This window comes from Methylobacillus rhizosphaerae (genome assembly GCF_900187985.1).
Classification (GTDB): domain Bacteria; phylum Pseudomonadota; class Gammaproteobacteria; order Burkholderiales; family Methylophilaceae; genus Methylobacillus; species Methylobacillus rhizosphaerae.
Genome location: NZ_FZOA01000001.1, coordinates 346,047 through 369,689 on the forward strand (window position 1 = coordinate 346,047; position 23,643 = coordinate 369,689).

At 52.7% G+C, this 23,643-nt stretch carries 17 protein-coding genes; 8 read left to right on the plus strand and 9 right to left on the minus strand.

All coding sequences use genetic code 11. The annotated features are described in order from the left end of the window. Window positions 1-22: 22 nt before the first annotated feature. The gene (gene rpsT, locus CHB59_RS01725) at window positions 23-286 is read right to left on the minus strand and encodes a 30S ribosomal protein S20 (RefSeq protein ID WP_089374493.1); all 264 of its coding nucleotides are present in this window, start codon (window positions 284-286) and stop codon (window positions 23-25) included. A gap of 170 nt (window positions 287-456) precedes the next feature. On the opposite strand from rpsT, the gene murJ reads away from it, so the two are divergent. The 4 genes from murJ to lspA are packed head-to-tail and all read left to right on the plus strand — an operon-like array spanning window position 457 to window position 6,228. After that, window positions 457-1,998, plus strand: coding sequence for a murein biosynthesis integral membrane protein MurJ (murJ, locus tag CHB59_RS01730; RefSeq protein ID WP_089374494.1), 1,542 nt, complete (start codon window positions 457-459; stop codon window positions 1,996-1,998). Between the two features lie 14 nt (window positions 1,999-2,012). Beyond that, a complete protein-coding gene (locus CHB59_RS01735) occupies window positions 2,013-2,933 on the plus strand; it encodes a bifunctional riboflavin kinase/FAD synthetase (protein WP_089374495.1) in 921 nt (306 codons plus the stop codon). A gap of 42 nt (window positions 2,934-2,975) precedes the next feature. Next, window positions 2,976-5,780 carry an isoleucine--tRNA ligase gene (gene ileS / locus CHB59_RS01740; RefSeq protein WP_089374496.1) on the plus strand — a complete coding sequence of 935 codons (2,805 nt, stop codon included), beginning with the start codon at window positions 2,976-2,978 and terminating at the stop codon, window positions 5,778-5,780. Further along, entirely contained in the window at window positions 5,773-6,228 is a 456-nt protein-coding gene (gene lspA, locus CHB59_RS01745) for a signal peptidase II (protein ID WP_089374497.1), read from the plus strand. Before ileS ends, lspA begins: the two co-directional genes overlap by 8 nt. Window positions 6,229-6,303: 75 nt before the next feature. Here lspA and CHB59_RS01750 read toward each other — a convergent pair whose 3' ends face one another. Continuing rightward, on the minus strand, window positions 6,304-7,362 hold the full coding sequence (locus tag CHB59_RS01750; RefSeq protein WP_089374498.1) for an NAD(P)-dependent alcohol dehydrogenase: 1,059 nt from the start codon (window positions 7,360-7,362) through the stop codon (window positions 6,304-6,306). A 387-nt stretch (window positions 7,363-7,749) separates the two neighbouring features. Between CHB59_RS01750 and CHB59_RS01755 the strand changes: the two genes are divergently transcribed. Continuing rightward, window positions 7,750-9,975 carry a TonB-dependent receptor gene (locus tag CHB59_RS01755; RefSeq protein ID WP_089374499.1) on the plus strand — a complete coding sequence of 742 codons (2,226 nt, stop codon included), beginning with the start codon at window positions 7,750-7,752 and terminating at the stop codon, window positions 9,973-9,975. 100 nt (window positions 9,976-10,075) lie between these two features. Here the strand turns inward: CHB59_RS01755 and CHB59_RS01760 are convergent, their stop codons facing one another. The 7 genes from CHB59_RS01760 to CHB59_RS01790 all read right to left on the minus strand — a co-directional run bounded on the left by CHB59_RS01760 (window position 10,076) and on the right by CHB59_RS01790 (window position 19,397). Next, entirely contained in the window at window positions 10,076-10,441 is a 366-nt protein-coding gene (locus CHB59_RS01760) for a DoxX family protein (protein ID WP_089374500.1), read from the minus strand. A gap of 198 nt (window positions 10,442-10,639) precedes the next feature. Next, window positions 10,640-11,452, minus strand: a complete 813-nt coding sequence (gene ppsR, locus CHB59_RS01765; RefSeq protein ID WP_089374501.1) for a posphoenolpyruvate synthetase regulatory kinase/phosphorylase PpsR — start codon at window positions 11,450-11,452, stop codon at window positions 10,640-10,642. A gap of 23 nt (window positions 11,453-11,475) precedes the next feature. Further along, a complete protein-coding gene (ppsA, locus tag CHB59_RS01770) occupies window positions 11,476-13,845 on the minus strand; it encodes a phosphoenolpyruvate synthase (RefSeq protein ID WP_089374502.1) in 2,370 nt (789 codons plus the stop codon). 284 nt (window positions 13,846-14,129) lie between these two features. Next, the gene (locus CHB59_RS01775; RefSeq protein WP_089374610.1) at window positions 14,130-14,666 is read right to left on the minus strand and encodes a response regulator transcription factor; all 537 of its coding nucleotides are present in this window, start codon (window positions 14,664-14,666) and stop codon (window positions 14,130-14,132) included. A gap of 8 nt (window positions 14,667-14,674) precedes the next feature. Further along, a complete protein-coding gene (locus CHB59_RS01780; RefSeq protein WP_089374503.1) occupies window positions 14,675-15,961 on the minus strand; it encodes an ATP-binding protein in 1,287 nt (428 codons plus the stop codon). A 216-nt stretch (window positions 15,962-16,177) separates the two neighbouring features. Continuing rightward, entirely contained in the window at window positions 16,178-17,329 is a 1,152-nt protein-coding gene (locus tag CHB59_RS01785) for a PepSY-associated TM helix domain-containing protein (protein ID WP_089374504.1), read from the minus strand. 28 nt (window positions 17,330-17,357) lie between these two features. Next, the gene (locus CHB59_RS01790; RefSeq protein WP_218816186.1) at window positions 17,358-19,397 is read right to left on the minus strand and encodes a TonB-dependent receptor; all 2,040 of its coding nucleotides are present in this window, start codon (window positions 19,395-19,397) and stop codon (window positions 17,358-17,360) included. A gap of 336 nt (window positions 19,398-19,733) precedes the next feature. On the opposite strand from CHB59_RS01790, the gene CHB59_RS01795 reads away from it, so the two are divergent. The 3 genes from CHB59_RS01795 (at window position 19,734) to CHB59_RS01805 (ending at window position 23,629) form a co-directional block, all read left to right on the plus strand. Then, window positions 19,734-20,306: a hypothetical protein gene (locus tag CHB59_RS01795; protein WP_089374505.1), complete on the plus strand. Its 573-nt coding sequence runs from the start codon at window positions 19,734-19,736 to the stop codon at window positions 20,304-20,306. Between the two features lie 99 nt (window positions 20,307-20,405). After that, window positions 20,406-22,991, plus strand: coding sequence for an ATP-dependent chaperone ClpB (clpB, locus tag CHB59_RS01800; RefSeq protein ID WP_089374506.1), 2,586 nt, complete (start codon window positions 20,406-20,408; stop codon window positions 22,989-22,991). Between the two features lie 146 nt (window positions 22,992-23,137). After that, entirely contained in the window at window positions 23,138-23,629 is a 492-nt protein-coding gene (locus CHB59_RS01805) for a hypothetical protein (RefSeq protein ID WP_089374612.1), read from the plus strand. The last annotated feature ends 14 nt before the right edge of the window (window positions 23,630-23,643 follow it).

The following is a 23,643-nucleotide window of genomic DNA, read 5'->3' on the forward strand; positions in this document are numbered from 1 at the left end:
TATTGCACTAAGATGTGAGGGATTAGGCGAGGGCCTTGATCGCTGCACTCAGGCGGCTCTTATGGCGAGCTGCCTTGTTCTTGTGAATGATTTGCTTGTCAGCAATGCGGTCAATGACGCTAACGTTCTCGTTGAACACGCTTTGAGCTGCAGCTTTGTCGCCGGCTTCCACCGCTTTGATGATCTTCTTGATCGCGGTACGCAAAGCCGAGCGCAAACTTGCATTGTGGGCGCGTTGCTTGACTGCCTGACGTGCACGCTTTCTCGCCTGTGCGCTATTAGCCATGAGATATTCCTAAAATAGAGTTAACAAAATACGAAGCCAAGCATATTAACCAAATTCAAAATCAAATGCAAGAATCAAGTCAATTTGTTCCGGGAAGATTATACATGGCATGGTAAAATCCTGCTCTGAAATCAGTTCTCGGTACTTGATAACTCAATGATGCGTGCGCAATGAATTTGTTAAAAGCCTTAGCTGCTGTCGGGAGCATGACATTGCTTTCCCGCGTCTTGGGGTTTGTCAGGGATACCTTGATTGCGCGGGTGTTCGGTGCCGGTATGTATACCGATGCATTTTTTGTGGCATTCAAAATACCCAATTTATTGCGGCGCCTGTTTGCCGAGGGAGCGTTTTCCCAGGCATTCGTGCCTGTGCTTGCTGAGTACAAGAACCGGCGCGGGCATGAAGCAACGCATGATCTGGTTAGCAAGGTGGCCACCTTGCTCGGACTGGTACTTATGCTGGTCACCCTGGTCGGCATACTGGCAGCGTCAGCCATCGTATATGTTAGCGCGCCAGGTTGGGCGCGCAGTGAGCCGCAGACATTCATGCTGACGGTTGATATGTTGCGCATTATCTTCCCGTATATTTTCCTGATTTCCCTGGTGGCACTTGCCGGGGGAGTGCTTAATACCTATAGCAAGTTTTCTGTTCCCGCCTTTACGCCAGTCTGGCTGAATATTGCCTTTATTTGTGCGGCTTTGTTCTTTGCGCCATATTTTGATCCTCCTATCATGGTGTTGGCATGGGCGGTATTTGCGGGTGGATTATTACAGCTGGGGTTCCAGTTACCATTCTTGCGCCGGATAGGAATGCTGCCGCGCTTGCGGCTGGATTTTCAGGATGAGGGAGTCTGGCGCATTCTGAAGCTGATGGGGCCGGCTGTATTCGGCGTGTCAATTGCACAGTTGTCGTTGTTGATCAATACGATTTTTGCCTCTTTTCTGGAAAGTGGCAGTGTGTCCTGGCTGTATTACGCAGATCGACTGATGGAGTTTCCTACAGGTTTGCTCGGGGTTGCACTGGGGACCATCCTGTTGCCCAGCTTGTCCAAAAGTGTCGCGGACCAGGCGGAAAGTGAATATTCGTCCTTGCTGGACTGGGGGTTGCGTCTGACATTGCTGCTGGCGTTGCCGGCGGCAGTGGCGCTGGCCGTGTTGGCTGTACCGCTGGTGACTTCCCTGTTCCACTACGGTGCTTTTACTGAGCATGATGTATGGATGACGCAGCAGGCCCTGGTGGCTTATAGCCTGGGCTTGCTGGGGTTGATTCTGGTGAAGGTGCTAGCCCCGGCATTTTATGCGCGCCAGAATATCAAGACACCGGTCAAGATTGCGGTTGCTACATTGCTTGCAACTCAGTTGATGAATCTGGTCTTTGTCGGTATTTTTCAACATGCAGGATTGGCACTGGCAATTGGCCTGGGCGCATGTATCAATGCCAGTTTGTTGTACTATCAATTGCGTCGGCGTGGTATTTATCAACCACAAGCTGGCTGGGCGAGATTCATTGCGCAGGTAGCGGTTGCCCTGCTGTTGATGTCTGTTGCACTCTGGTTCGCTGCAGGTAGTAGCGAGCACTGGCTCCAGTCGGGCTTGTGGATCAAGCTTGCGCATTTATGCGGGCTTGTTGCACTGGGCGGAGCAGTATATTTCTCAGTGTTGTGGCTCATGGGGCTACGAATCCGGGATTTTATTAAACGTAGCGCGCATTGACCAACGAGACTGTTATGCAGATATTTCGCCATTTTCATCAGGCTGCCGATCATCCCCTTGCAGTTGCCATTGGCAATTTTGATGGTGTGCACCTGGGGCACCAGGCATTGTTGCGACACCTGAGTGAGGTGGCGCGCGACAATGGGCTGAAATCTGCTGTCATGACTTTTGAACCGCATCCGCGCGAGCTCTTCATCCCTGACCGCGCACCTACCAGGCTGACTTCTCTGCGTGAGAAACTGGAATTGTTTTCCGAGGCTGGAGTGGAATATGTCTATGTCTGTCATTTCAACCGTCGTTTTGCCGCCATATCAGTGGAAACATTCATGTATGACATCCTGCGTGACCGCCTGGATGCCAAGGCGATCCTGGTAGGCGAGGACTTCCGTTTTGGTGCCGGGCGACAAGGCGGTATAGAGGATTTTGTTCGTGCCGGTTTCAATCTGCAAAGTCAACCCAAGGTCGACTTGGATGGGCAGCGTATTTCCAGTACATTGGTGCGCGAGGCGCTGGCCCAGGGGCGACTGAATGACGCAGCGCGCTTGCTGGGGCGCACATACAGCATCAGTGGCAAAGTGGTACATGGAGACAAACTGGCGCGGGAGCTGGGTTATCCCACAGCAAATATTCACATGCTGCATGACAGGCCACCGCTTTTTGGCATCTATGCGGTAAAATTAAAAGGTTTACCTGAAGGAAACGACTGGCCAGGCGTTGCCAGCCTGGGTGTTAGGCCCACAGTGAAACAGGATGGTCGGCCAACGCTGGAAGTGCATCTGTTCGATTTCAACCGGGATATTTACGGGCAGCATGTGCGTGTGAAGTTCATGCACAAGATACGTGATGAAATGAAGTTTGATGACCTGGAAACATTGAAGTACTGGATTGCCAGGGATGCAGAGATGGCACGTGAGTATTTCAAGGCCCAGTCCTGAGCTGTAAAACAAGATTCTTGAAGATTAATTGAAACTAGACCAATGAGCGAAAACACCAAATACAAGTTGAACCTGCCTGAAACCAGTTTCCCCATGCGTGGAGACCTGGCGAAGCGTGAACCCGCATGGCTGAAAAGCTGGCAGGAGAAACAGGTGTACCAGCGCATACGCAATGCGCGCAAGGGTGCGAAGAAATTCATCCTGCATGATGGCCCGCCTTATGCAAACGGTGCCATTCACCTTGGTCATGCGGTTAACAAGATTCTCAAGGACATGATTGTCAAATCCAAGACATTGTCCGGATTTGATGCGCCTTATGTGCCTGGCTGGGATTGCCACGGCCTGCCGATCGAGCTTGCGGTGGAAAAACAGCATGGCAAGGATATTCCTGCCGCCAAATTCCGTGAGCTATGCCGTGCTTATGCTGCCGAGCAGGTAGCAAAGCAGAAGCAGGATTTCATCCGCCTGGGTGTGCTGGGTGACTGGGATAATCCTTACCTCACCATGGATTTCCATACCGAGGCCGACATCATCCGCGCTTTGGGTGACATTTATAAAAACGGCTACCTCTATCAGGGGTCCAAGCCCGTGCACTGGTGCGTGGATTGCGGCTCGGCCTTGGCTGAGGCCGAAGTGGAGTATGAGGATGTCAACTCACCTGCGATCGACGTCGGTTTCAAGTTCGTCGATAACGCTGCGCTCGGCACGGTATTCAATATCACGATCAACGGGGATGTATTTGCCGTGATCTGGACTACTACACCTTGGACCTTGCCTGCCAACCAGGCGGTGAGTGTGCATCCTGAGCTGGATTACGATCTGCTGCAAACCTCGCGCGGCTTGCTGGTGCTGGCGCATGATCTGGCCGAGACAACGCTCAAGCGTTATGGCGAGGAAGAAACACAAGTGCTGGGCACTGCCAAGGGTGCTGCACTCAAGGGGCTGCTGTTGCAGCATCCGTTTGACCAGCGCACTGTACCCGTGATCACTGGCGAGCATGTCACTACTGATGCCGGTACCGGCCTGGTGCATACCGCTGCGGCTCATGGTAATGATGACTGGTTGGTGATGCGCGCCAATTATCCCGAGGAAAAGCCGCGTGTGCTGCTGGGTGGTGATGGCAAGTTCTTCAATAGCGACCTGGTCGAACTGGCTGCGATTCGTGGACTGGGCCGCCAGGAAGCCAGCAAAGTGATCCTTACCGTATTGCAGGAAAAAGGTGCACTGTTTGCCAGTGCGCGCCTGAACCATAGTTTTCCGCATTGCTGGCGCCACAAGACACCGTTGATGCAGCTGGCAACCCACCAATGGTTCATCGGCATGAATCAGGTCGGCAGCAATGGAAAGTCCTTGCGTGAACTGGCGAACAAGGCAGTGGATGATACTGAATTCTTCCCGGCCTGGGGTCGCGCGCGCCTGGAGGCGATGATCAAGAACCGTCCTGACTGGTGTGTCTCGCGTCAACGCAACTGGGGCGTGCCCATGCCGTTCTTCGTGCACAAGGAAACCGGCGAGCCGCATCCGCAAACTGCGGAATTGCTCGAAACAGTGGCGCTGCAGGTTGAGCAGCAGGGCATTGAAGCCTGGTTCTCGCTCGACGGCGCGGCTTTCCTGACCCAGCATGCGCCTGAGAATGCAGATCAGTATAAAAAAGTGACTGATACGCTGGATGTCTGGTTTGATTCTGGTGCTACGCATGCAGCGGTGTTGAAACGCCGCCCTGAGCTGCAAAACCCTGCCGATTTATATCTGGAAGGCTCTGACCAGCATCGTGGCTGGTTCCAGTCCTCCTTGCTCACCGGTTGTGCCATTGATGGGCGCGCGCCTTACGATGCCTTGCTTACCCATGGTTTTACCGTGGACGACAAGGGATACAAGATGTCCAAGTCGCGCGGCAACGGCATCGAGCCACAGGATATCTGTAATCGCCTTGGCGCAGATATGCTGCGCCTGTGGATTGCTTCCACGGACTACTCCGGGGAAATGTCATTGTCCGAGGAAATTCTCAAACGTGTAACAGATAGCTATCGTCGTATTCGCAATACACTGCGCTTCCTGCTTGCCAACCTGGCCGATTTTGATGCACAGCAGGATTTACTGCCGGTCGATCAGTGGCTGGAGCTGGACCGTTTCGGTCTTGCCCTGACGCAGAAACTACAGGAGCAAGTGGTCGCTGACTTCGATCGGTATGAATTCCACTTCGCGGTGCAAAAGCTGGTGGGCTTCTGCTCTGAGGAGTTGGGCGGATTCTATCTGGATATCCTCAAGGACAGACTCTATACCTCGGGTGACAAGTCGCACGCTCGCCGCTCCGCGCAGAGTGCGTTACATCACATCACTCATGCCCTGATGCGCCTCATGGCGCCCATCCTCAGCTTCACAGCGGATGAAGTCTGGAGCACCCTGGGGATGGATGCCAAGGCCACCGTTTTCGAGGAAACCTGGTATGCCTTGCCGGAGCACAGCCTGGATCAGGCCGCATTGCAGGCATGGGATACGGTGCTGAAAGTACGCAATATTGCCAACAAGGCGATCGAGGCCGAGCGTGCGCAAGGCAGGATAGGCGCTTCCCTGCAGGCCGAGCTGGATATTTATGTCAGTGGTGATGCGCATGCCGCATTGGCGCGGCTGCATGACGACCTGCGTTTTGTGCTGATGGCATCACGCGCTACCTTGCATGCGCGTGAAGGTGAACTAGAAGTGAAGGTGAGCGCCAGCACATACGCCAAGTGCGATCGTTGCTGGCATTATCGAGCTGATGTCGGCAGCGATACTGCGCATCCTACTATCTGCGGACGCTGCGTCAGCAATCTGTTTGGACAAGGTGAGTCACGTCATTATGCTTAAATGGTTGAGCCTGAGCGCAGTTGTCGTTGCACTTGATCTGTACAGCAAACACCTGGTGACCAAGGCGTTTGAATATGCAGAGCATCTGCCGGTCACGACATTTTTTGACCTGGTGCGCTATCACAACGAAGGAGCTGCTTTCAGTTTCCTGGCCGGTGCCGGTGGCTGGCAGCGTGTCTTTTTCAGCGTGATCGCCTTGATTGCTTCAGTGATCATTATCCGTCTGATGAAACTGCATCCACAGAAAAGCCTGTTCTGTGTCGGACTGGCCTTGATTCTGGGAGGGGCGCTGGGCAACCTGTATGACCGTCTGACGTTAGGTTATGTCGTGGATTTCCTGTTTTTCCATTATCAGGAATATTATTGGCCCGCGTTCAATGTTGCAGATTCCGCGATTTGCGTCGGGGTTGCATTGCTGATATTGGATAGCTTCCGGAACAAGACCTGAGTTTGCGCTGAGTCTGCGGGAAGAAAGTGAAAAAAAGCACACCAAGGTGTGCTTTTTTTCTGGGGGGGATTGGGGCTATGCCGCCTGCTTCAGGCTGGCAATATCAATCACGAAGCGGTATTTCACATCGCTCTTGAGCATGCGGTCGAATGCAGTATTGATATCCTGGATTGCAATCAATTCAACATCTGAAGTGATATTGTGTTCTGCACAAAAGTCCAGCATCTCCTGGGTTTCCCTGATGCCACCGATCAAGGAACCTGCCAGTTGGCGGCGCTTGAAGATCAGGTTGGCGATGTTGGGGGATGGATGCGGGCTGTCAGGCACGCCAACCAGGCACATGGAACCATCACGCTTCAGCAGTGCCATGAACTGGTCGAGATTATGCGGTGCAGCGACGGTATTGAGAATGAAATCAAAGCTCTGCAGATGCTGCTGCATTTGTTCTGAATCCTTGGAAATCACGACTTCATCGGCGCCTAAGCGTTTTGCATCTTCCACCTTGTTGGCAGATGTGGTGAACAGTACAGTATGCGCGCCAAATGCCTTGGCAAACTTGACACCCATATGTCCCAGGCCACCCAGACCGACGATACCGACTTTCTGTCCAGGGCCGACTTTCCAGTGGCGTAACGGTGAATAGGTAGTGATACCGGCGCATAATAATGGCGCAGTGGCTGCCAGGTCTAGCTTGTCGGAAATCTTCAGGGTAAAGCGCTCATCTACCACGATCTGGTTGGAGTAGCCACCATAAGTAGCCTGTCCAGGCATATGTTTATCCGGGCTGTTATAGGTGAATACGGAATGGTTGCAATATTGTTCCAGGCCCTCCGCACAGTCAGGGCAAGTGCCACATGAATCTACCATGCAGCCTACGCCTGCAAGGTCACCTACCTTGAAATGCTTGACGTTGCTGCCTACCTGAGTGACGCGACCAACAATTTCATGTCCAGGCACCAGGGGAAACGTGGAGTTTGCCCATTCATCGCGAACCTGATGCAGGTCAGAGTGGCAAACGCCGCAAAAAAGGATTTCGATCTGTACGTCGGTATTGCCTACTTCACGGCGCTCAAACGAGAAGGGTGCCAATGGAGATTTCGGGTCATGCGCTGCGTAGCTGATGGCTTTAGCCATGAATAGCCTCCTGATTCTGGTAAGTGGAAGACGAAACAATGGCCGTTATTATGCGCTGTAATATTGATCCAATAAATGGAAATAACTTAACTTCAGAATTCCATATGACGGAATTTTTTATGATATTACCTTGGAGTAGACATTTAATTTTGCTGATTGATGAGTAAAAACAACGGCAAATACCATTAGGCAGCGTGCGTGAAACATTGATGGAGTGTTTTCATAATCGGTTGATTATGAAATTTTTTCTGCATTTTATCTCTTAACAAAAAATTACAAGTTGATATTTGGTTAAATAAAATTGAATTGATAATCAATCTTATTATAATTAGCAGCGCTTTCATAGTTTATATAGTAATTGCATTCAGAGAGGTTAAAGGGATTGGTATGGCGAAAGTCGAAAATACTTCATTATTGTTCAATATAAAGCCGACGGTTTCGGCACTTGCCATTGCATTTACTGCGGTGGGTGGGGCTCATGCTGCTGAAGAAAATGTGCAAGGTTCAGAAGTCAGTACGCTGCCTGAAGTGAATGTGACATCCAACAAGGATGATGTGGAGGGCTACAAGGTCAACCGTGCCTCCTCGACCAAATTTACTGCACCATTGCTGGATACGCCAAAATCCGTGACGGTGTTGACCGAGGATTTGATCCGCGATCAAGGTGCCACTACTTTTGAGCAGGCACTGCGTACTGTACCCGGTATTACCTTTGGTGCAGGCGAGGGTGGAACGCCGATGAATGATCGTCCATTCATCCGTGGCTATGATTCCAGCTCTTCTACTTTTGTCGATGGCTTACGGGATCTGGGTTCACAATCACGCGAAATCTTCAATATTGAAAGAGTCGAAGTCCTCAAGGGACCAAGTGGCGCGTTTGATGGACGTGGCTCCGGCGGCGGCAGTATCAATATCGTGACCAAGACTCCGAAGGCCGAGAATTTTGTTCGTGGCAGTGTAGGGCTCGGTACCGACTCATACAAGCGCGGCACTCTGGATGTGAACTATCTGCTGAGTGATGATGTAGCGCTTCGTATCAATGCCATGGCGCATGATGCGGACGTTCCGGGTCGCGATGCTGTCGATGTGAAGCGCTGGGGTTTTGCTCCATCCATCACCTTCGGTCTGAACTCGCCTACTTCATTGACCTTGAGCTACTACAAGCTGAAGACAGACGACATGCCGGACTATGGCCTGCCGTTGACCTCTAACATACCCGCGGGAACAATCCGCAAGCCTGTCAGCGGTATCAACAAAGATAATTTCTATGGTCTGAAAGACCGCGACTTCCGTAAGACTGAAATTGATTCCGGCACTGCGACCATCAAGCATGCGTTCAATGATGACATCAGTTTCCGTAATGTGACCCGCTATGCGGTGTCCAGGAATGACTATATCGTGACTAATCCGGACGACTCTGCAGGTAATGTGGCGAATGGGACAGTGTGGAGAAACTCCAAGAGCCGTAACTCCAAGACAGAGTCTTTTGGCAACCTGAGTGAATTCAATTTCAAGTTTGATACTGCTGAAATCAAGCACAACCTGAGTGCCGGTTTTGAGTACAGCTATGAATACACTACCAATACGCCTTATCTTGTGACTAATGCCGTATCTGGTAGAGATTGTACTGCTGCAAATATGATAGATTCATATACTTGTACCAGCTTGTATAATCCGAATCCATCTGATCCATGGTTGGGCACTATTGCCAAGGGGCTCACGACTACCAAGAGCAGAACCCAGACCAAGTCTTTCTATGTATTTGACAGTGCTGAGATCGCTCAGGACTGGATTCTGAACCTGGGTTTGCGTCGTGATATCTACTCGACGGGTTCAGATGCACTGAACAGTTCTACCAATGTACGCACCAAGCTGGATAATGATTCTGCATTCTGGAATTACCAAGCAGGCCTGGTCTACAAGATTCAGCCTAATGCCAGCATCTATATTTCTCATGGAACGTCTTCAACCGCGACAGGTACTTCCAATGGTGATGGTACGGAGAATATCAGTGCAGCCACCGAAAACCTGGCGCCTGAGCGTACCAAGAACTATGAAATTGGTGCCAAGTGGGACGTGCTGAGCAATTTGTCCCTGACATCCGCCATCTTCTATACCGAGAAGGATAATGCACGGGTGACTCTGGCTGATGGTACTACCGCTTTGGCTGGTAATCAGAAAGTCAGGGGTTTTGAATTCGGTTTTGCTGGTGCAGTGACTCCATCCTGGCAAGTATTTGGTGGTTACACCTACCTGGATAGCGAACTGGTTGATAATGGAACTGCTACGGCTCAGGATGGTAATGAGTTCCCTGGTATTGCCAAGAACAGCGCCAATATCTGGACCACTTACAATGTGACGGATAAATGGACTGTAGGTGGTGGTGCGAACTACATGGATCGCGTTTATGCCAATACTGCCAATACAATCATTATTCCTTCATACACCCGGTTTGATGCCATGACCAGCTACAAGATCGACAAGAACCTGACCCTGCAGCTGAATGTGTTGAACCTGACAGACAAGCGCTACTATGACAAGACGTTCACTACGCACTTTGCCAATGTTGCTGCTGGCCGGTCTGCCATGTTGTCCCTGATGTTCAATTATTAATCATATGAGCTGATAGCATTTGCTTCTGAAGAAGCAAATGTTCCAGGCATGAAAAAGCCCCGGGAATCCATGATTTCCGGGGCTTTTTTTTGCGGATGCCTTATTTATCCAGAGATAAACCTTGAGGGCCGGTACTTGCAAGCATCAGCAGGCCACCTGCAATGGCAATATCCTTGAGGAACAGGATGGATTGCATAGAGTCGTTGAAGTCGAAATGGAACAAGAGGGCTGCAGCGATACAGAAAATAGCCAACAGTGCTGCTATAAGGCGGGTCTGGAAGCCGATGATAATGGCAATGCCGCCTAACAGTTCAAGTGCAATGGTTGGCCAGAGCAAGATGCCTGGTACTCCTACTGATTCCATATATCCCATGGTGCCTGCGGGGTCGGAAATTTTACCTGCGCCGGCCACAATGAAAATAATGGCAATCAGGATACGACCGATCAGATGTGCGTACTGGTTCATTCACTTCTCCTCTGCTATTAGTATTGGAATAATGATGACCGAGGTGGGACTCAGTCATCAAATGACACCATAAAACAAATTGCTTGCAGGCGCTACTGGAGGATATGGATGGGTGAGCCGGGAATTTGTCTGTTTTTTGCGGGTGAAATAATGAAAAAAGGAGCTGTCAGCTCCTTTTTTTTGTGCCTGCTTCAGATGCTAATGATTTGAGTTAACACGAATCTTCTGCAGGATGATGGTGGAAAGTTCTTCAATGGAGCGGCTGGTTGAATCAATCCAGCTGATGTTCTCACGCTGCATGAGGTCTTCAGCCAGGCGGATTTCGTGGCGGCAGTTGTCCAGTGAGGCATAAAAGCTGTCAGGACGGCGCTCGCTGCGAACACGATGCAGGCGCTCTGCATTGATGGACAGGCCATAGAGCTTTTCCGGGTATTTCTTCAATGCTTCCGGCAATGAGCCACGCTCCAGGTCTTCCGGGATCAAGGGATAATTGGCCGCCTTGATGCCGAATTGCATGGCCAGGTACAGGCTGGTTGGCGTCTTGCCGCAACGGGATACGCCCACCAGGATGACCTGGGCCTCGCTGAGGCCGAAATCCGTCATGCCATCATCGTGGTTCAGGGTGAAGTTGATGGCATCAATACGCTCATAGTAGCTGTTGCCCAGCACACTATGGGCAATACCGGAAGTTCTGGAAGGCTGCTCCTGCAGTTCCTCGGCAAGAGGGTCCACAAAGGAGTTGAAGACATCCAGGTGCAGGGCATTGCTTTGCTTGAGCTTGTCACGCAGCTCAGTGCTGACCAGTGTCATGACGACGATAGGACGTACACCGTCTGTTTTCTCGGCTTCCGCGATGCGTAGCAATGCTTCATCCACCTTTTGTTCTGAACTGGTGAACGGCAGGCGGATATGCTTGAAGCTGACCGTGGAAAAGTGCGCCAACAGGTGCCCGACGGATTCGGCTGTAATACCGGTGCCGTCTGAGATGAAAAATACACTGCGTTGCTGCATGGCGCGCTTCTCCGTTATTGGAATTATTTGCTCTTGCTGATACGTTGCCAGGTGCTGATGACGGTATCCGGGTTCAGGGAGACGGACTTGATGCCCTGGGCTACCAGCCATTCTGCAAAATCAGGATGGTCGGAAGGTCCTTGGCCGCAGATGCCGACATACTTGCCGAGACGGTTGGCAGTGCTGATCGCCATTTCCAGCAAGACCTTGACTGCGGGGTCACGTTCATCAAAGCCATGCGCTACCAGGCCGGAATCACGATCCATGCCCAGGGAAAGCTGGGTCAGGTCGTTGGAGCCGATGGAGAAGCCATCAAAGTATTCCAGGAACTGTTCAGCCAGCAAAGCGTTGGATGGAATCTCGCACATCATGATCAGGCGCAGGCCATGTTCGCCGCGCTTGAGGCCATGCTTGGCCAGAATCTCAACCACCCGGCGTGCTTCATCCAGAGTACGGACAAATGGAATCATCAACTCGATGTTGGTGAGGCCGAGTTGTTCACGTACCTTGCGCATGGCGATACATTCAAGTTCGAAGCAGTCTTCGAAGTCAGGGGAAATGTAACGAGCAGCGCCACGGAAGCCCAGCATCGGGTTCTCTTCCTCTGGCTCGTAGATCTCGCCGCCGATCAGCTTGCGGTATTCGTTAGACTTGAAGTCTGACATACGCGCGATGACAGGCTTGGGCCAGAATGCGGCACCAATGGTGGCAACGCCTTCTGTCAGTTTGTCGATATAGAACTGACGTGGGCTTTCATACCCTCTGGCGCGGCGCTTGATATCTTCCTGCATGTCCGCAGGTACGGAATCCAGGTTCAGGATGGCCTTGGGGTGAATGCCGATCATGTTGTTGATCACGAACTCAAGGCGGGCCAGGCCAACGCCATCGTTGGGAATCTGGGAGAAGCTGAACGCCATGTCAGGGTTGCCAACGTTCATCATGACCTTGACAGGCGCTGGTGGCAGCTGGGCTTCTTCTTCCTGGGTGACGGTAAATGGTACAGCGCCAGCATAGACATAGCCGGTTTCGCCTTCAGCACAGGATACAGTGACGATCTTGCCGTCTTCCAGCAATTCGGTGGCGTTGACACTGCCGACAATGGCAGGAATGCCCAGCTCACGTGCGATGATGGCTGCGTGACAGGTGCGGCCGCCACGATTGGTTACCAGGGCGGAAGCACGTTTCATGACGGGTTCCCAGTTCGGGTCGGTCATGTCGGCAACCAGGACGTCACCAGGCTGTACGGTATTCATTTCAGAAGCATGGCGAACCACACGTACCGGGCCGCTACCGACTTTTTGTGTTACGGCACGTCCAGTGATCACGGCAGTATTGCCTTCGCTCTTGATCTGGAACTTCTCAACGATAGTACCGCTCTGGGATTTCACGGTTTCTGGACGGGCTTGCAGGATGTACAGTTTGCCGTCTACGCCGTCGCGACCCCACTCAACGTCCATTGGACACTTGTAGTGTTCCTCGATCAGGACTGCAAAGCGCGCCAGCTCGAGGATTTCTTCATCAGCAATGGAGTAGCGTGCGCTTTCTTCCTTGCTGTTTTCCACGGTATGCGTGCTCTTGCCGGCAACATTGCTGTCACTGAACACCATCTTGATCAGCTTGGAGCCTAGGTTACGGCGCACGATGGCGGGGAAACCCTTGGCCAGCAAAGGCTTGTGTACATAGAACTCATCAGGATTTACGGCACCCTGCACAACGGTTTCACCGAGACCATAAGATGAGGTAATGAATACCACATCACGGAAACCGGATTCGGTATCCATGGTGAACATGACGCCTGAGCTGCCCAGGTTGCTGCGTACCATGCGCTGGACACCAGCGGACAGAGCAACATCAGCGTGTACGAAGCCTTTGTGCACGCGGTAGGAAATGGCACGGTCATTATATAAGGAGGCAAATACTTCCTTGATGGCATGCAGAATGTTGTCCAGGCCACAGATGTTGAGGAAACTTTCCTGTTGTCCGGCAAAAGAGGCATCAGGCAAGTCTTCAGCAGTAGCGGAGGAACGCACGGCAAATGTCATATCAGTGCCGGAGTCTGCAGTCAGTGTTTTGTAGTGGTCTGCAATGGCATCCTGTAACTCTTGCGGGAATGGGGTGTCGATAATCCATTGGCGGATTTTCTTGCCAGCGGCGGCCAGGGCATCCACGTCATCCACGTTCAGGCTGTCAAGCTCTGCATTAATGCGCTTGTCCAGGCCATCTTTCGCAAGAAATTCGCGATAAGCGTGAGCCGTTGTGGCAAAGCCGCCTGGTACTCGTACGCCCTTGGCAGTGAGCTGGCTGATCATTTCGCCCAAAGAGGCATTTTTGCCGCCAACTGCAGGCACATCAGTGATGCGCAATTTGTCAAAGGCGATTACGTAATCCAACATGTTTACTCTCCATCAATACATGGCGCTGGGCGCATGTAAGTTTTTGTTTCAGTCTGTTTTCCGTTGAGCGTTGTGCTGTATGAATGGCAAACAAAAAGCTAAAAATTTAGGGGGATGTAGATAAGAAACCAATATTTTGCCTTATTCTGCTCTTCTGTGTCACCTGTCGCTATTGTAAGACAGTCAAAAAGCATGTGCATGTATTCGGGAATGCAGCATTTTAAACACAATTGTGACAGATGGGTGAACGGGTTAAGGCGAGAGGGAGCGGGGGTGTTGCAGAGTTATTTTTTTGCAGGCCGTTTATTTAATTTACGTTGCAGCGTTCTCCGGTGCATATTGAGGCTGCGCGCAGTGGCTGAAATATTGCCATCATTTTCCTGTAGAACGCGTTGTATATGCTCCCATTCCAGACGGTTGACGGATAACGCGGTGTCGGAGACAGGCGCATCAGGGTCGCCTTCGGTACGATCGAAGGCAGCGAGTATCTGATCAGCGTCGGCTGGCTTTGCCAGGTAATGTGTTGCGCCCAGTTTGACGGCTTCTACTGCGGTGGCGATGCTTGCATAGCCAGTGAGTACGACAATGCGTGTCTGGTCATCGATCTGTTTCAAGTGCTTGACCAGGCTCAGGCCGGAGTCGCCCGGCATTCTGAGGTCAACCACGGCAAACTCAGGGGCTTCGTCTGTGGTGATGAGAATGGCATCCTGCACGTTGTGGGCAATTTCTACCCTGAAACCTCGCTTGGTCATGGCGCGGGCAAGTACCTGGGTGAAGACTTCATCATCATCCACCAGTAGCATGGTCGGTAGATCTGTCATGTCCTGCATCAGGCGGGCGCTTTCACTATGATATTGATTAAGGGGATATGGATGCGCGTGATTGTCCCCTGCGGCTCCTGACGATCAAAGCGGAGACTGCCGTCGAACTTCTCCAGGACGGATTTTGCGAGAAAAATTCCTAGCCCTAATCCGCCACTTGCCTGTTTGGAGGTATTGAACGGGAGGCCCATTGCTGCCAATGTCTGCTCATCCGGGAAGCAGCCGTGGTCATGAATATCCAGCTGCAGGTTATTTCCTGTGATATGTGCTGTCAGCTCAATGCCTGAAGGAGAGGCATCGGCAGCATTGTTGATGAGGTTGGTGATGGCCTGGCTCAAGGCAAGATCCGCCACCATGACAGGGCATGGGACGGGCAATTGCAGATCGAGCTTGAGTGGCGTGGCTGGGCGGGTATCTGACCAGCGTTGTGCCAGTTGTCGGATGAAAGCTTCCACCGTCATCGGGCTGGATGCTTCTGAGCGCATCATGCCTGCCGCTGCAGTCATGGATGACAGGATTTCCTTGCAACGGTCCACTTGCTTGCGTAGCAGCGCCAGCGATGCGGCCAGCTCCGGTTGATGCTGTTGTTCATCCAGTAATTCCTTGGTCAACACTGCCATCGTGGACAAGGGCGTGCCCAGTTCATGGGCAGCGCCAGTCGCCAGGGTACCCAAGGCCAGCATGCGTTCACTGGCCAGTACTTTTTCGCGGGACTCTGCGAGCAGGCGGTCATATTCACGTAGGTTGCGGCCCATGCGCTCGACAAAAAAGGCGATCACGATGGCACTGACCACGAAGCCGCTCCACATACCGAGCAGGTGCAGATTGAAACTGTCAGTGACGGTAGCCGCATGCGCATGGTCGTGACTGAGTGTGGCAAGCGGCTGGAACCAGAATGTCAGCGCACTGTAGGCGATAATGACCAGAGCAGCGATCAGCCAGGTATAACGCCATGAAAGCGCGACTGCAGCTACTGCCAGCGGTAGCAAATACATCCAGACAAATGGATTGCTGTAACCTCCGGTGGCATGGAATAGCCAGGTGAGAATGGCAATATCCAACAGTAATTGGGCCAGGAGCTCTGACTCACGAATGCGCGCCTTGCGCCATAGGCGCAGCCAGCTGACTAGGTTGATGCCGCACATGAGGCCTATGGCCGCCGCTACTTCGGGAACCGGGAGGGTAATATGATAGACATAGGTTGCTACCAGGCTTGCCAGAAGCAAGGCTGCCATCATGACAACACGCAGCCAGAGCAGGCGGCGCAGAGTGGTAGCAAAGGCATGAGCAGACATGGGACTATTCTACCGTATCAAGACATGGCAGGGCGTGCGGCAAAATGTCGCTGCTGCGGGCATGTGTGTTTTAGGGGATGCGACAACATGTCGCATTCCCTGATTGTGCAAAGGGAATTAGGATAGCTACATCCCTGTTACGGGATACCTCATCTACAGTCTGCTTAACAGACTTTCGGGGCTGGGCGCTTGCTGGTGTCCAGCCCTTTTTATTTATCACAACCGTGTTTTCTTGGCTGCCTCGTACCGGGTTGCATGCTGTTTGTGGCGCCAGCGCATCCAGCCGGTGACAAACAAGATCAAGGGAATGAACCCCGAGACTAGTACCAGCCAGCGTCCCACCAAGCCGAACATCTCGCCATTATGCAGGGGATGCAGCATATTCATTAATTTGCTGCCATTGTTTTCCGTGAAGTAATCATGTGTGTTCATGATATCTCCCGCGTGGTTGAAGGAGACGACGGTCCTGGGAAACCTTCTGCCAGGTTCTCCAGGCTGGTAAAGACGGAATTGGTAATATGCAGTGGCGCTGTCTGGCGTGTATATCCAGCGCAGGGTGCTGTGGGGAAACTGCTGCAACGCCTTGCGCATCATGATATCCAGGCTGGCGTCAGGCAGTTGGGGTGGCTGGTCATGGATTTGCGGGGCTGGAGCGCTACCCATATGCAGCATGCCGGTTCTGGCTCCCAGCCAGTCTTCAAACCAGTCTGGCCGTTCCAGCATGATGCCTGTCAATGTGAGCATCAGCAGCAATATGGCCCCATACAGGCCGGACAGTTTATGCCAGTCGTAAACGCGTCGATAGAGGTGGGCATGGCGGCGGTAAGTGAGTGCCGAGCGGAAATGATGGTTCCGGGGCCACCAGAGATAGAGGCCGGAAATCAGGGACAGCAGGATGAACATGCTGGCGATGGCAACCAGGTTTTTACCCTTGAAATCCAGCAATAAGGAATAGTGCAGGTCATAAATCCAGGTCATGACCGTGTCTCCCCAGAAACGACTGGAGGTGACCTGTAATGTGTGTGGATCCAGAGTGACCATGAGAGGGGAGAAGTGCCTGTCCTGTTTTTCATGTGGTTTCAGGTAGCGCGCCAGGACAGGATCGCTGGCATGCAAAGGCATTTCAATACGCCATCCTGCACTGCGCTCGGGGTAGATGGCACGCAGCTTTTCCAGTATGGCCTGTGGGGACGGGGGCGAAGCAGGTACGCTGGCCTGGATGTGGGGATTGAGCAGGCTATCCAGTGTGGGGTAGAACACCAGCATGCTGCCTGTAATGCCCAGCAGGACAAACAATAGGCCGAGTGACAATCCAAGATAGAGATGCAGCTTGAGCCACAGGGGTCTAAGTTTCTGCTTGTTTGCCATGATTATTTGCGGTCAGGAGTGGGGCGGGTTATAGATCAACCCGCATGGAAGCGTAGACCGCGCGTCCTTCTCCTGGAGAATGCATGCTCTCCGTATCCCAGTATACATACTCGTAATAACGATCAGCCAGGTTACGTACCTGCAGTTCCAGGCTGAGGTTTTTCTGTATCTGCCAGGCGGCTCCCAGATTCATGAGGAAATATCCGCCGAATTTTCCTGCGGAGTTGGCGCGTTCCAGATAATAGTCACCCTGGCCGTTGGCCCATGCAGACAGTTTGAGCGTGGGCAGGGCCTGGTAATCCATGCCCAATCCATAGATCTGCCGTGGCACGTGGTCGATCTCATTGCCTTTGTTGCTGAGTTCTGTGCTGCCCGGTTTGAGGATTTCAGAACGTTGGATAGACAGATTTGCCCACAGGCCAAGTTGAGGCGTCGGGCGCAGGTTAGCCTGGAAATCTATGCCGCGGCGCAGGGTTTTGCCAATGTTTTCTGAGTCATTATTGGAGGTGCTGCTGAGAATCCGGCGTACTTCGTTGCTGGCTTTTTGTTCCCATACGGCAATACGGCCATCGATCCAGTCGGCAGGCTGGAATTTGAGGCCCAACTCCCAGCCATCGTTGATGGATGGTTTCAGATTGGGCGCCAGGGGATTGAGCTTGTAGGTCGCTGCAGCTACGCCTACCTGGAAGCTGCGCCCCCAGTTTCCATACAGGCTGTAATGATCTGACAATGTATATACCGCGCCAATCTTGGGCTGGCGAATCACGCCATAATCCTGCACATCGCCATGATCGCCACTGGTCAGGTCGTGGAAATCGCCATAGACGCGGTCAATGCGATAAGCCGGCACGATTTTCAGGTTGGGCGTTGGGCGGATGACGGCCTGGATGTAGCCACCATAAATATCAAAGTTGAATCGCTGGTCAAAGGCCGTGCTTAAGCGCTCGCGGTACATGGTGCTGTAGCGGCTGCGCTGGTTATTCTGCCATTCTGCGCTGAAGCCGGTTTCTACGGTCAGGCTATGTAAAAAGTCCACATGCGGTCGCCAGGTCAGGCTGGAAATCAGTCCAGTGTGGTTTTCCTTGCCAGACCGTTCCTGTTGTGTTGCCGAATTGCGGGAAAAACGCACCCAGCGCTGATCATCCATGGTGTTGAGGTAAGCCTTGTTGGAAAGGAACCAGTGATCATTGATAGTCCAGTCAAAATGCAGGCTGACCTGATTGAGTTCGCGTTTTCCCTTGTCGGTGTCGTTATGTGGCATGGATTGCCGTGGATGGTCACGGGATTCTGCATAAGTGAGGTAGCCAGCTTCCTGGGCATCCTGCTCATAGTGCCTGATGATCAGGCCAGTACGGAAACGTCCGTCACTTGAGTCATAGAACCACTTGCCAGCGACAGAAGCCTTACGTGAGTCTGAGTGGTCACGATAGCCTCCATATTGTTGTACCGCTGCAAAATAGTTCTGGCTGAAACCATCCTGTTCAATGCCCGTGACCGCTTGCAGCTCCCGGGTGTTGAAACTCCCGTAGCTGATACGGGTTGTGGTGTAGTTTCCACCTATCTTGGTCACGATATTGGCATTGCCGGCGATGTTATGCAATCCATAGCGTGGATCGTTAGTGCCGCGCACGATTTCGATTGCCTCTATATCCAGGGGCATGACCATGTCCAGGTAAGGCATGTTGCCATCGTTGCTGTTGCTGGGAATCCCATCAATCAACAGTTTGACCGCGTTGACTTCCCCTTCGCCGTTGAATCCCCGGAAGGAGAACTTGCCGGTCGTAGTACCCATCCGGTATTCGGTCAGCTGTACCCCGGGTGCGCGCGAAAACAATTGCCAACTGTTCTGTACGGATTGGGTCTCAATGGCGTCTGTACCTATCACATCCACCGAGGAGAGAATGCTGCGGGCCGGCAGGGATGAGGAACGGTTGCCGCTGACAACGATCCCACCCACTGTAATTGTGGAGTCATTGTCCTTGGGGGTGGTTGTCACGTGGTCTGCGTAGGCATGGTTGCCAAAAGCGGTCATGACAGCAAGTGCCACGAGACGGTAACGGTATTGCATGAAAATACTCCTGGGTGGTCGATGGCCGGCTGGGCGGCGCTGGACAACTGCACAACAATTCAGACATGGCGTGGAGGTTAGTGCGGAACCTGCCACTCCTGACGATAACAGCATATACTTGCTACCCGAAGTAGCGATGAGCTGCTAGCGATACATGGGGATATACGGATGGCGTGCAGTAAACTGAATACCACGATGGCACATATCCACTGGGCAATCAGCCCATGTTTTGCCTAAACAGAATCATGCACGGATAATAGCAACAAAATCCATTCTTGGACTGCGACAGATTGTCGCATCGGGTTGGCCGATATACTTTCCATGGGTCACGGAAACATGAAACAACAGCTTATTGGAATTCTAGGTGTCTTGATCAGCTGCCTGGCAGCTGCCGCTGAGGTGGGGCCGGATGCTGCCCCTCATGAGGAGGACGTGCAGCTGCGTCAGTTGTCGGAGCGTATTCCCAGTAATTGCCGTGTGGCTGGTGCCAGAGATGCAAATGGGCAGCCGGTGTTTTTCTGGCAGCACACGTTCAAGGATGGCACGCGCGACCTGGTGATGGCTACTTCGCTGGAGGGGCACTTGCAGGGCATACGACGTGTAACTTATGGCGGCAGCCAGAATCTGGGTTGTCATTTTCCCTTGCTGGCGATTGTGCCTGGAGGTAGCTGGGGATGGCACCTGGTCTGGATGCGGATGAATAAAGGCGTATTTTATGCGCGTATGGATGGGTCAGCCTGGGTATCCTCGCCGCCCAAACGCATGACAAATGCCGATGTCAGCCTGATTGAGTTGAATGCAGTCAATAACCAGGTCAGTCTCAACTGGCTGGAAATTCGTACCGATGGTACTTCGGTGCCTTACAGGATGTTCTCCGACGATGATGGACGTACCTGGAACCCAAGGTAGGAAAGTATCGTTTTGTTTGTCGACCTGAGCGCTTGAATTCAGGGGGAATAGCCACAATTTAGTAGTCAACTCAATATACTTTCATTGAAGGAAGGCAATATGCGTTTCGACAAATTGACTACCAAGTTTCAACAAGCGCTTGCTGATGCGCAAAGCATCGCGGTTGGCAATGACAACCCAAATATAGAGCCGGCCCACTTGCTGCTGGCATTGCTTGGGCAGGACGATGGCGGCACAGCATCGTTGCTGGCACGCGCCGGGGCGAACCTGGCTCCGCTCAAGGCGGCCTTGCAGACAGCGGTAAACAATCTGCCCAAAGTCCAGGGAAATAGCGGCGAAGTATCCATTTCCCGGGATCTCAATAATCTCCTGAATGTCACGGACAAGAACGCCCAGAAGCGCAATGACGCCTACATTGCGAGTGAGATGTTTCTGCTCGCGCTGGCTGATGACAAGGGCGAGACCGGTCGCTTGCTCAAGACCCATGGCCTGACCAAGCTGGCGCTGGAGCAGGCTGTTGATGCCGTGCGTGGCAGTGGCAGTGTTGACAGCCAGGAGGCGGAAGGCAATCGTGAGGCATTGAAGAAATTTACGGTCGACCTGACCGAGCGTGCACGCTCTGGCAAGCTCGACCCCGTGATCGGGCGCGATGATGAAATCCGCCGTACTATCCAGGTACTGCAACGTCGCACCAAGAACAACCCGGTATTGATTGGTGAACCTGGCGTGGGCAAGACCGCCATTGTTGAAGGGCTGGCCCAGCGTATTGTCAATGGTGAAGTGCCGGAAACCCTCAAGAACAAACGCGTGCTGGTGCTGGATATGGCAGGCCTGCTTGCCGGAGCCAAATATCGTGGCGAGTTCGAGGAGCGCTTGCAGTCGGTATTGAAGGAGCTGGCGCAGGACGAAGGCCAGACCATCGTCTTTATCGACGAAATCCATACTATGGTTGGCGCGGGCAAGGCAGAAGGTGCCATGGATGCTGGCAATATGCTCAAGCCGGCGCTGGCGCGTGGCGAATTGCACTGTGTAGGCGCGACCACGCTGGATGAGTACCGCAAGTACATCGAGAAGGACGCCGCACTGGAGCGCCGCTTCCAGAAAGTGCTGGTGGACGAGCCTTCAGTCGAGGCTGCGATTGCCATTCTGCGCGGCTTGCAGGAAAAGTATGAAGTGCACCATGGTGTGGAGATTACCGATCCTGCAATTGTGGCTGCTGCCGAGTTGAGCCACCGCTATATTACCGACCGTTTTCTGCCGGACAAGGCCATCGACCTGATTGATGAAGCAGCATCGCGTATCAAGATGGAGATTGATTCCAAGCCGGAGGAGCTGGATAAGCTGGAGCGTCGCTTGATCCAGCTCAAGATCGAGCGTGAGGCTGTGCGTCGGGAGAAGGATGAGGCTTCGCAGAAGCGCTTTGCCCTGATTGAAGATGAAATCCGACGCCTGGAAAAGGAATATGCCGACCTGGAGGAAATCTGGAAGGCGGAAAAAGCCCAGGTGCAGGGCAGTAAGCATCTTAAGGAGGAGATAGAGCAGGTCAGATTGCAGATCGAGGAAGCCACGCGCAAGGGTGAGTGGCAGAAAGTGTCTGAGCTGCAATACGGCAAATTACCTCAACTTGAAACCCAGCTTAAACAGGCTGCCAGTGCCGAGGAGCAAGGCGAGCAGAAGCAGAACCGTTTGCTGCGCACGCAGGTCGGCGCGGAAGAAATCGCGGAAGTGGTGTCACGTGCAACGGGGATCCCTGTTGCCAAAATGCTGCAGGGCGAGCGTGACAAGCTCCTGCACATGGAAGACAAGCTGCATGAGCGCGTAGTCGGGCAGGATGAGGCAGTACGGTTGGTCAGTGACGCGATCCGCCGCTCACGCTCCGGCTTGTCCGACCCGAACAAGCCGTATGGTTCTTTCCTTTTCCTCGGGCCGACTGGTGTGGGCAAGACCGAGCTGACCAAAGCCTTGGCAGGTTTCCTGTTTGATTCGGAAGACCACTTGATCCGTATTGACATGAGCGAGTTCATGGAAAAACATTCCGTGGCACGCCTGATCGGTGCGCCTCCAGGCTATGTCGGTTATGAAGAGGGTGGCTACCTGACGGAGGCCGTGCGCCGCAAACCTTATTCAGTGATCCTGCTGGATGAGGTCGAGAAGGCGCATCCGGATGTATTCAATGTGTTGCTGCAAGTCCTGGATGATGGGCGCCTGACCGATGGCCAGGGCCGTACCGTGGATTTCAAGAATACCGTGATTATCATGACATCCAACCTGGGGTCGCAGATGATACAGAATATGGCAGGCGATGATTATCAAGTGATTAAGCTTGCTGTCATGGGCGAGGTCAAGGCGAATTTCCGTCCTGAGTTCGTGAACCGCATCGATGAGGTTGTGGTATTCCACGCGCTGGGTGAAGCCCATGTGAAGTCCATTGCCAATATTCAGTTGCAGAACCTGTCCAAGCGCTTGGCCGCAATGGAAATGCAGCTGGAAATGAGTGATGCTGCGCTGGCAGAAATTGCCAATGCTGGTTTCGACCCGATTTATGGGGCGCGGCCACTGAAACGTGCCATTCAGTCCGAGATTGAAAACCCATTGGCCAAGGAAATCCTCAATGGCACTTTTGCTGCCAAGGATACCGTGCATGTGGATTTCAAGGCCGGACGCATGGTGTTCGGAAAAACCTGATACTGCAGGGGACAGCGATGATCTCTGCCCATTTGGTAGAGTGATAAAAAAATCCGCTCAAAACGGATGTAAGGGAATTTGCTTGCAGTATCATGGTCTGATTACATGAGTATGGATCTGTCATGATCTGGATTGAAAGGGATGATATGAGACTTTTTATTGCAGCTGTCGCTGGCAGCCTGGTGCTGGCAGGGTGTGCCACTACCCAACAGCAACAAAAGGAGCCACAGATACAGCGTATTTCTGCTGAGGAGCTGGAGAAACTCATGCCACAGCCAGCGCCGTTTATTACTTATGATGAACTGGTGCGGATATCCAAAGCAGGTACCAGTCCTGACGAGATTATTGTCAAGATCAAGGAAAGTAATTCGCGTTATGACCTGACGCCATCCAAGGCTCTGGAGCTTAGTCGACAGGGAGTGAGTGCCAAAGTGCTGGATTATATGTACAGCAGCCGTGAGCAGGCGCTCCGTGATGGGTTTGCGGAAGAGCTGAACAAGCGTGAGCGGAATAAAATTGTCGAACAGGAAAAACTGCGGCGCGAGTATCAATGGCGCTATCGCGATCCTTACTGGGGTATGGGTTTTGGCTCGTACTGGGGCCGGGGTTATTACGGTCCGCGCTGGGGCTGGTATTGATCGTCGCTGGTCGA

Coding starts and splice junctions, on each gene's coding strand:
- rpsT (WP_089374493.1), bottom strand. CDS start 286: ATGGCTAATAGCGCACAGGCGAGAAAGCGTGCACGTCAGGCAGTCAAG.
- murJ (WP_089374494.1), top strand. CDS start 457: ATGAATTTGTTAAAAGCCTTAGCTGCTGTCGGGAGCATGACATTGCTT.
- CHB59_RS01735 (WP_089374495.1), top strand. CDS start 2,013: ATGCAGATATTTCGCCATTTTCATCAGGCTGCCGATCATCCCCTTGCA.
- ileS (WP_089374496.1), top strand. CDS start 2,976: ATGAGCGAAAACACCAAATACAAGTTGAACCTGCCTGAAACCAGTTTC.
- lspA (WP_089374497.1), top strand. CDS start 5,773: ATGCTTAAATGGTTGAGCCTGAGCGCAGTTGTCGTTGCACTTGATCTG.
- CHB59_RS01750 (WP_089374498.1), bottom strand. CDS start 7,362: ATGGCTAAAGCCATCAGCTACGCAGCGCATGACCCGAAATCTCCATTG.
- CHB59_RS01755 (WP_089374499.1), top strand. CDS start 7,750: ATGGCGAAAGTCGAAAATACTTCATTATTGTTCAATATAAAGCCGACG.
- CHB59_RS01760 (WP_089374500.1), bottom strand. CDS start 10,441: ATGAACCAGTACGCACATCTGATCGGTCGTATCCTGATTGCCATTATT.
- ppsR (WP_089374501.1), bottom strand. CDS start 11,452: ATGCAGCAACGCAGTGTATTTTTCATCTCAGACGGCACCGGTATTACA.
- ppsA (WP_089374502.1), bottom strand. CDS start 13,845: ATGTTGGATTACGTAATCGCCTTTGACAAATTGCGCATCACTGATGTG.
- CHB59_RS01775 (WP_089374610.1), bottom strand. CDS start 14,666: ATGACAGATCTACCGACCATGCTACTGGTGGATGATGATGAAGTCTTC.
- CHB59_RS01780 (WP_089374503.1), bottom strand. CDS start 15,961: ATGTCTGCTCATGCCTTTGCTACCACTCTGCGCCGCCTGCTCTGGCTG.
- CHB59_RS01785 (WP_089374504.1), bottom strand. CDS start 17,329: ATGGCAAACAAGCAGAAACTTAGACCCCTGTGGCTCAAGCTGCATCTC.
- CHB59_RS01790 (WP_218816186.1), bottom strand. CDS start 19,397: ATGCAATACCGTTACCGTCTCGTGGCACTTGCTGTCATGACCGCTTTT.
- CHB59_RS01795 (WP_089374505.1), top strand. CDS start 19,734: ATGAAACAACAGCTTATTGGAATTCTAGGTGTCTTGATCAGCTGCCTG.
- clpB (WP_089374506.1), top strand. CDS start 20,406: ATGCGTTTCGACAAATTGACTACCAAGTTTCAACAAGCGCTTGCTGAT.
- CHB59_RS01805 (WP_089374612.1), top strand. CDS start 23,138: ATGAGACTTTTTATTGCAGCTGTCGCTGGCAGCCTGGTGCTGGCAGGG.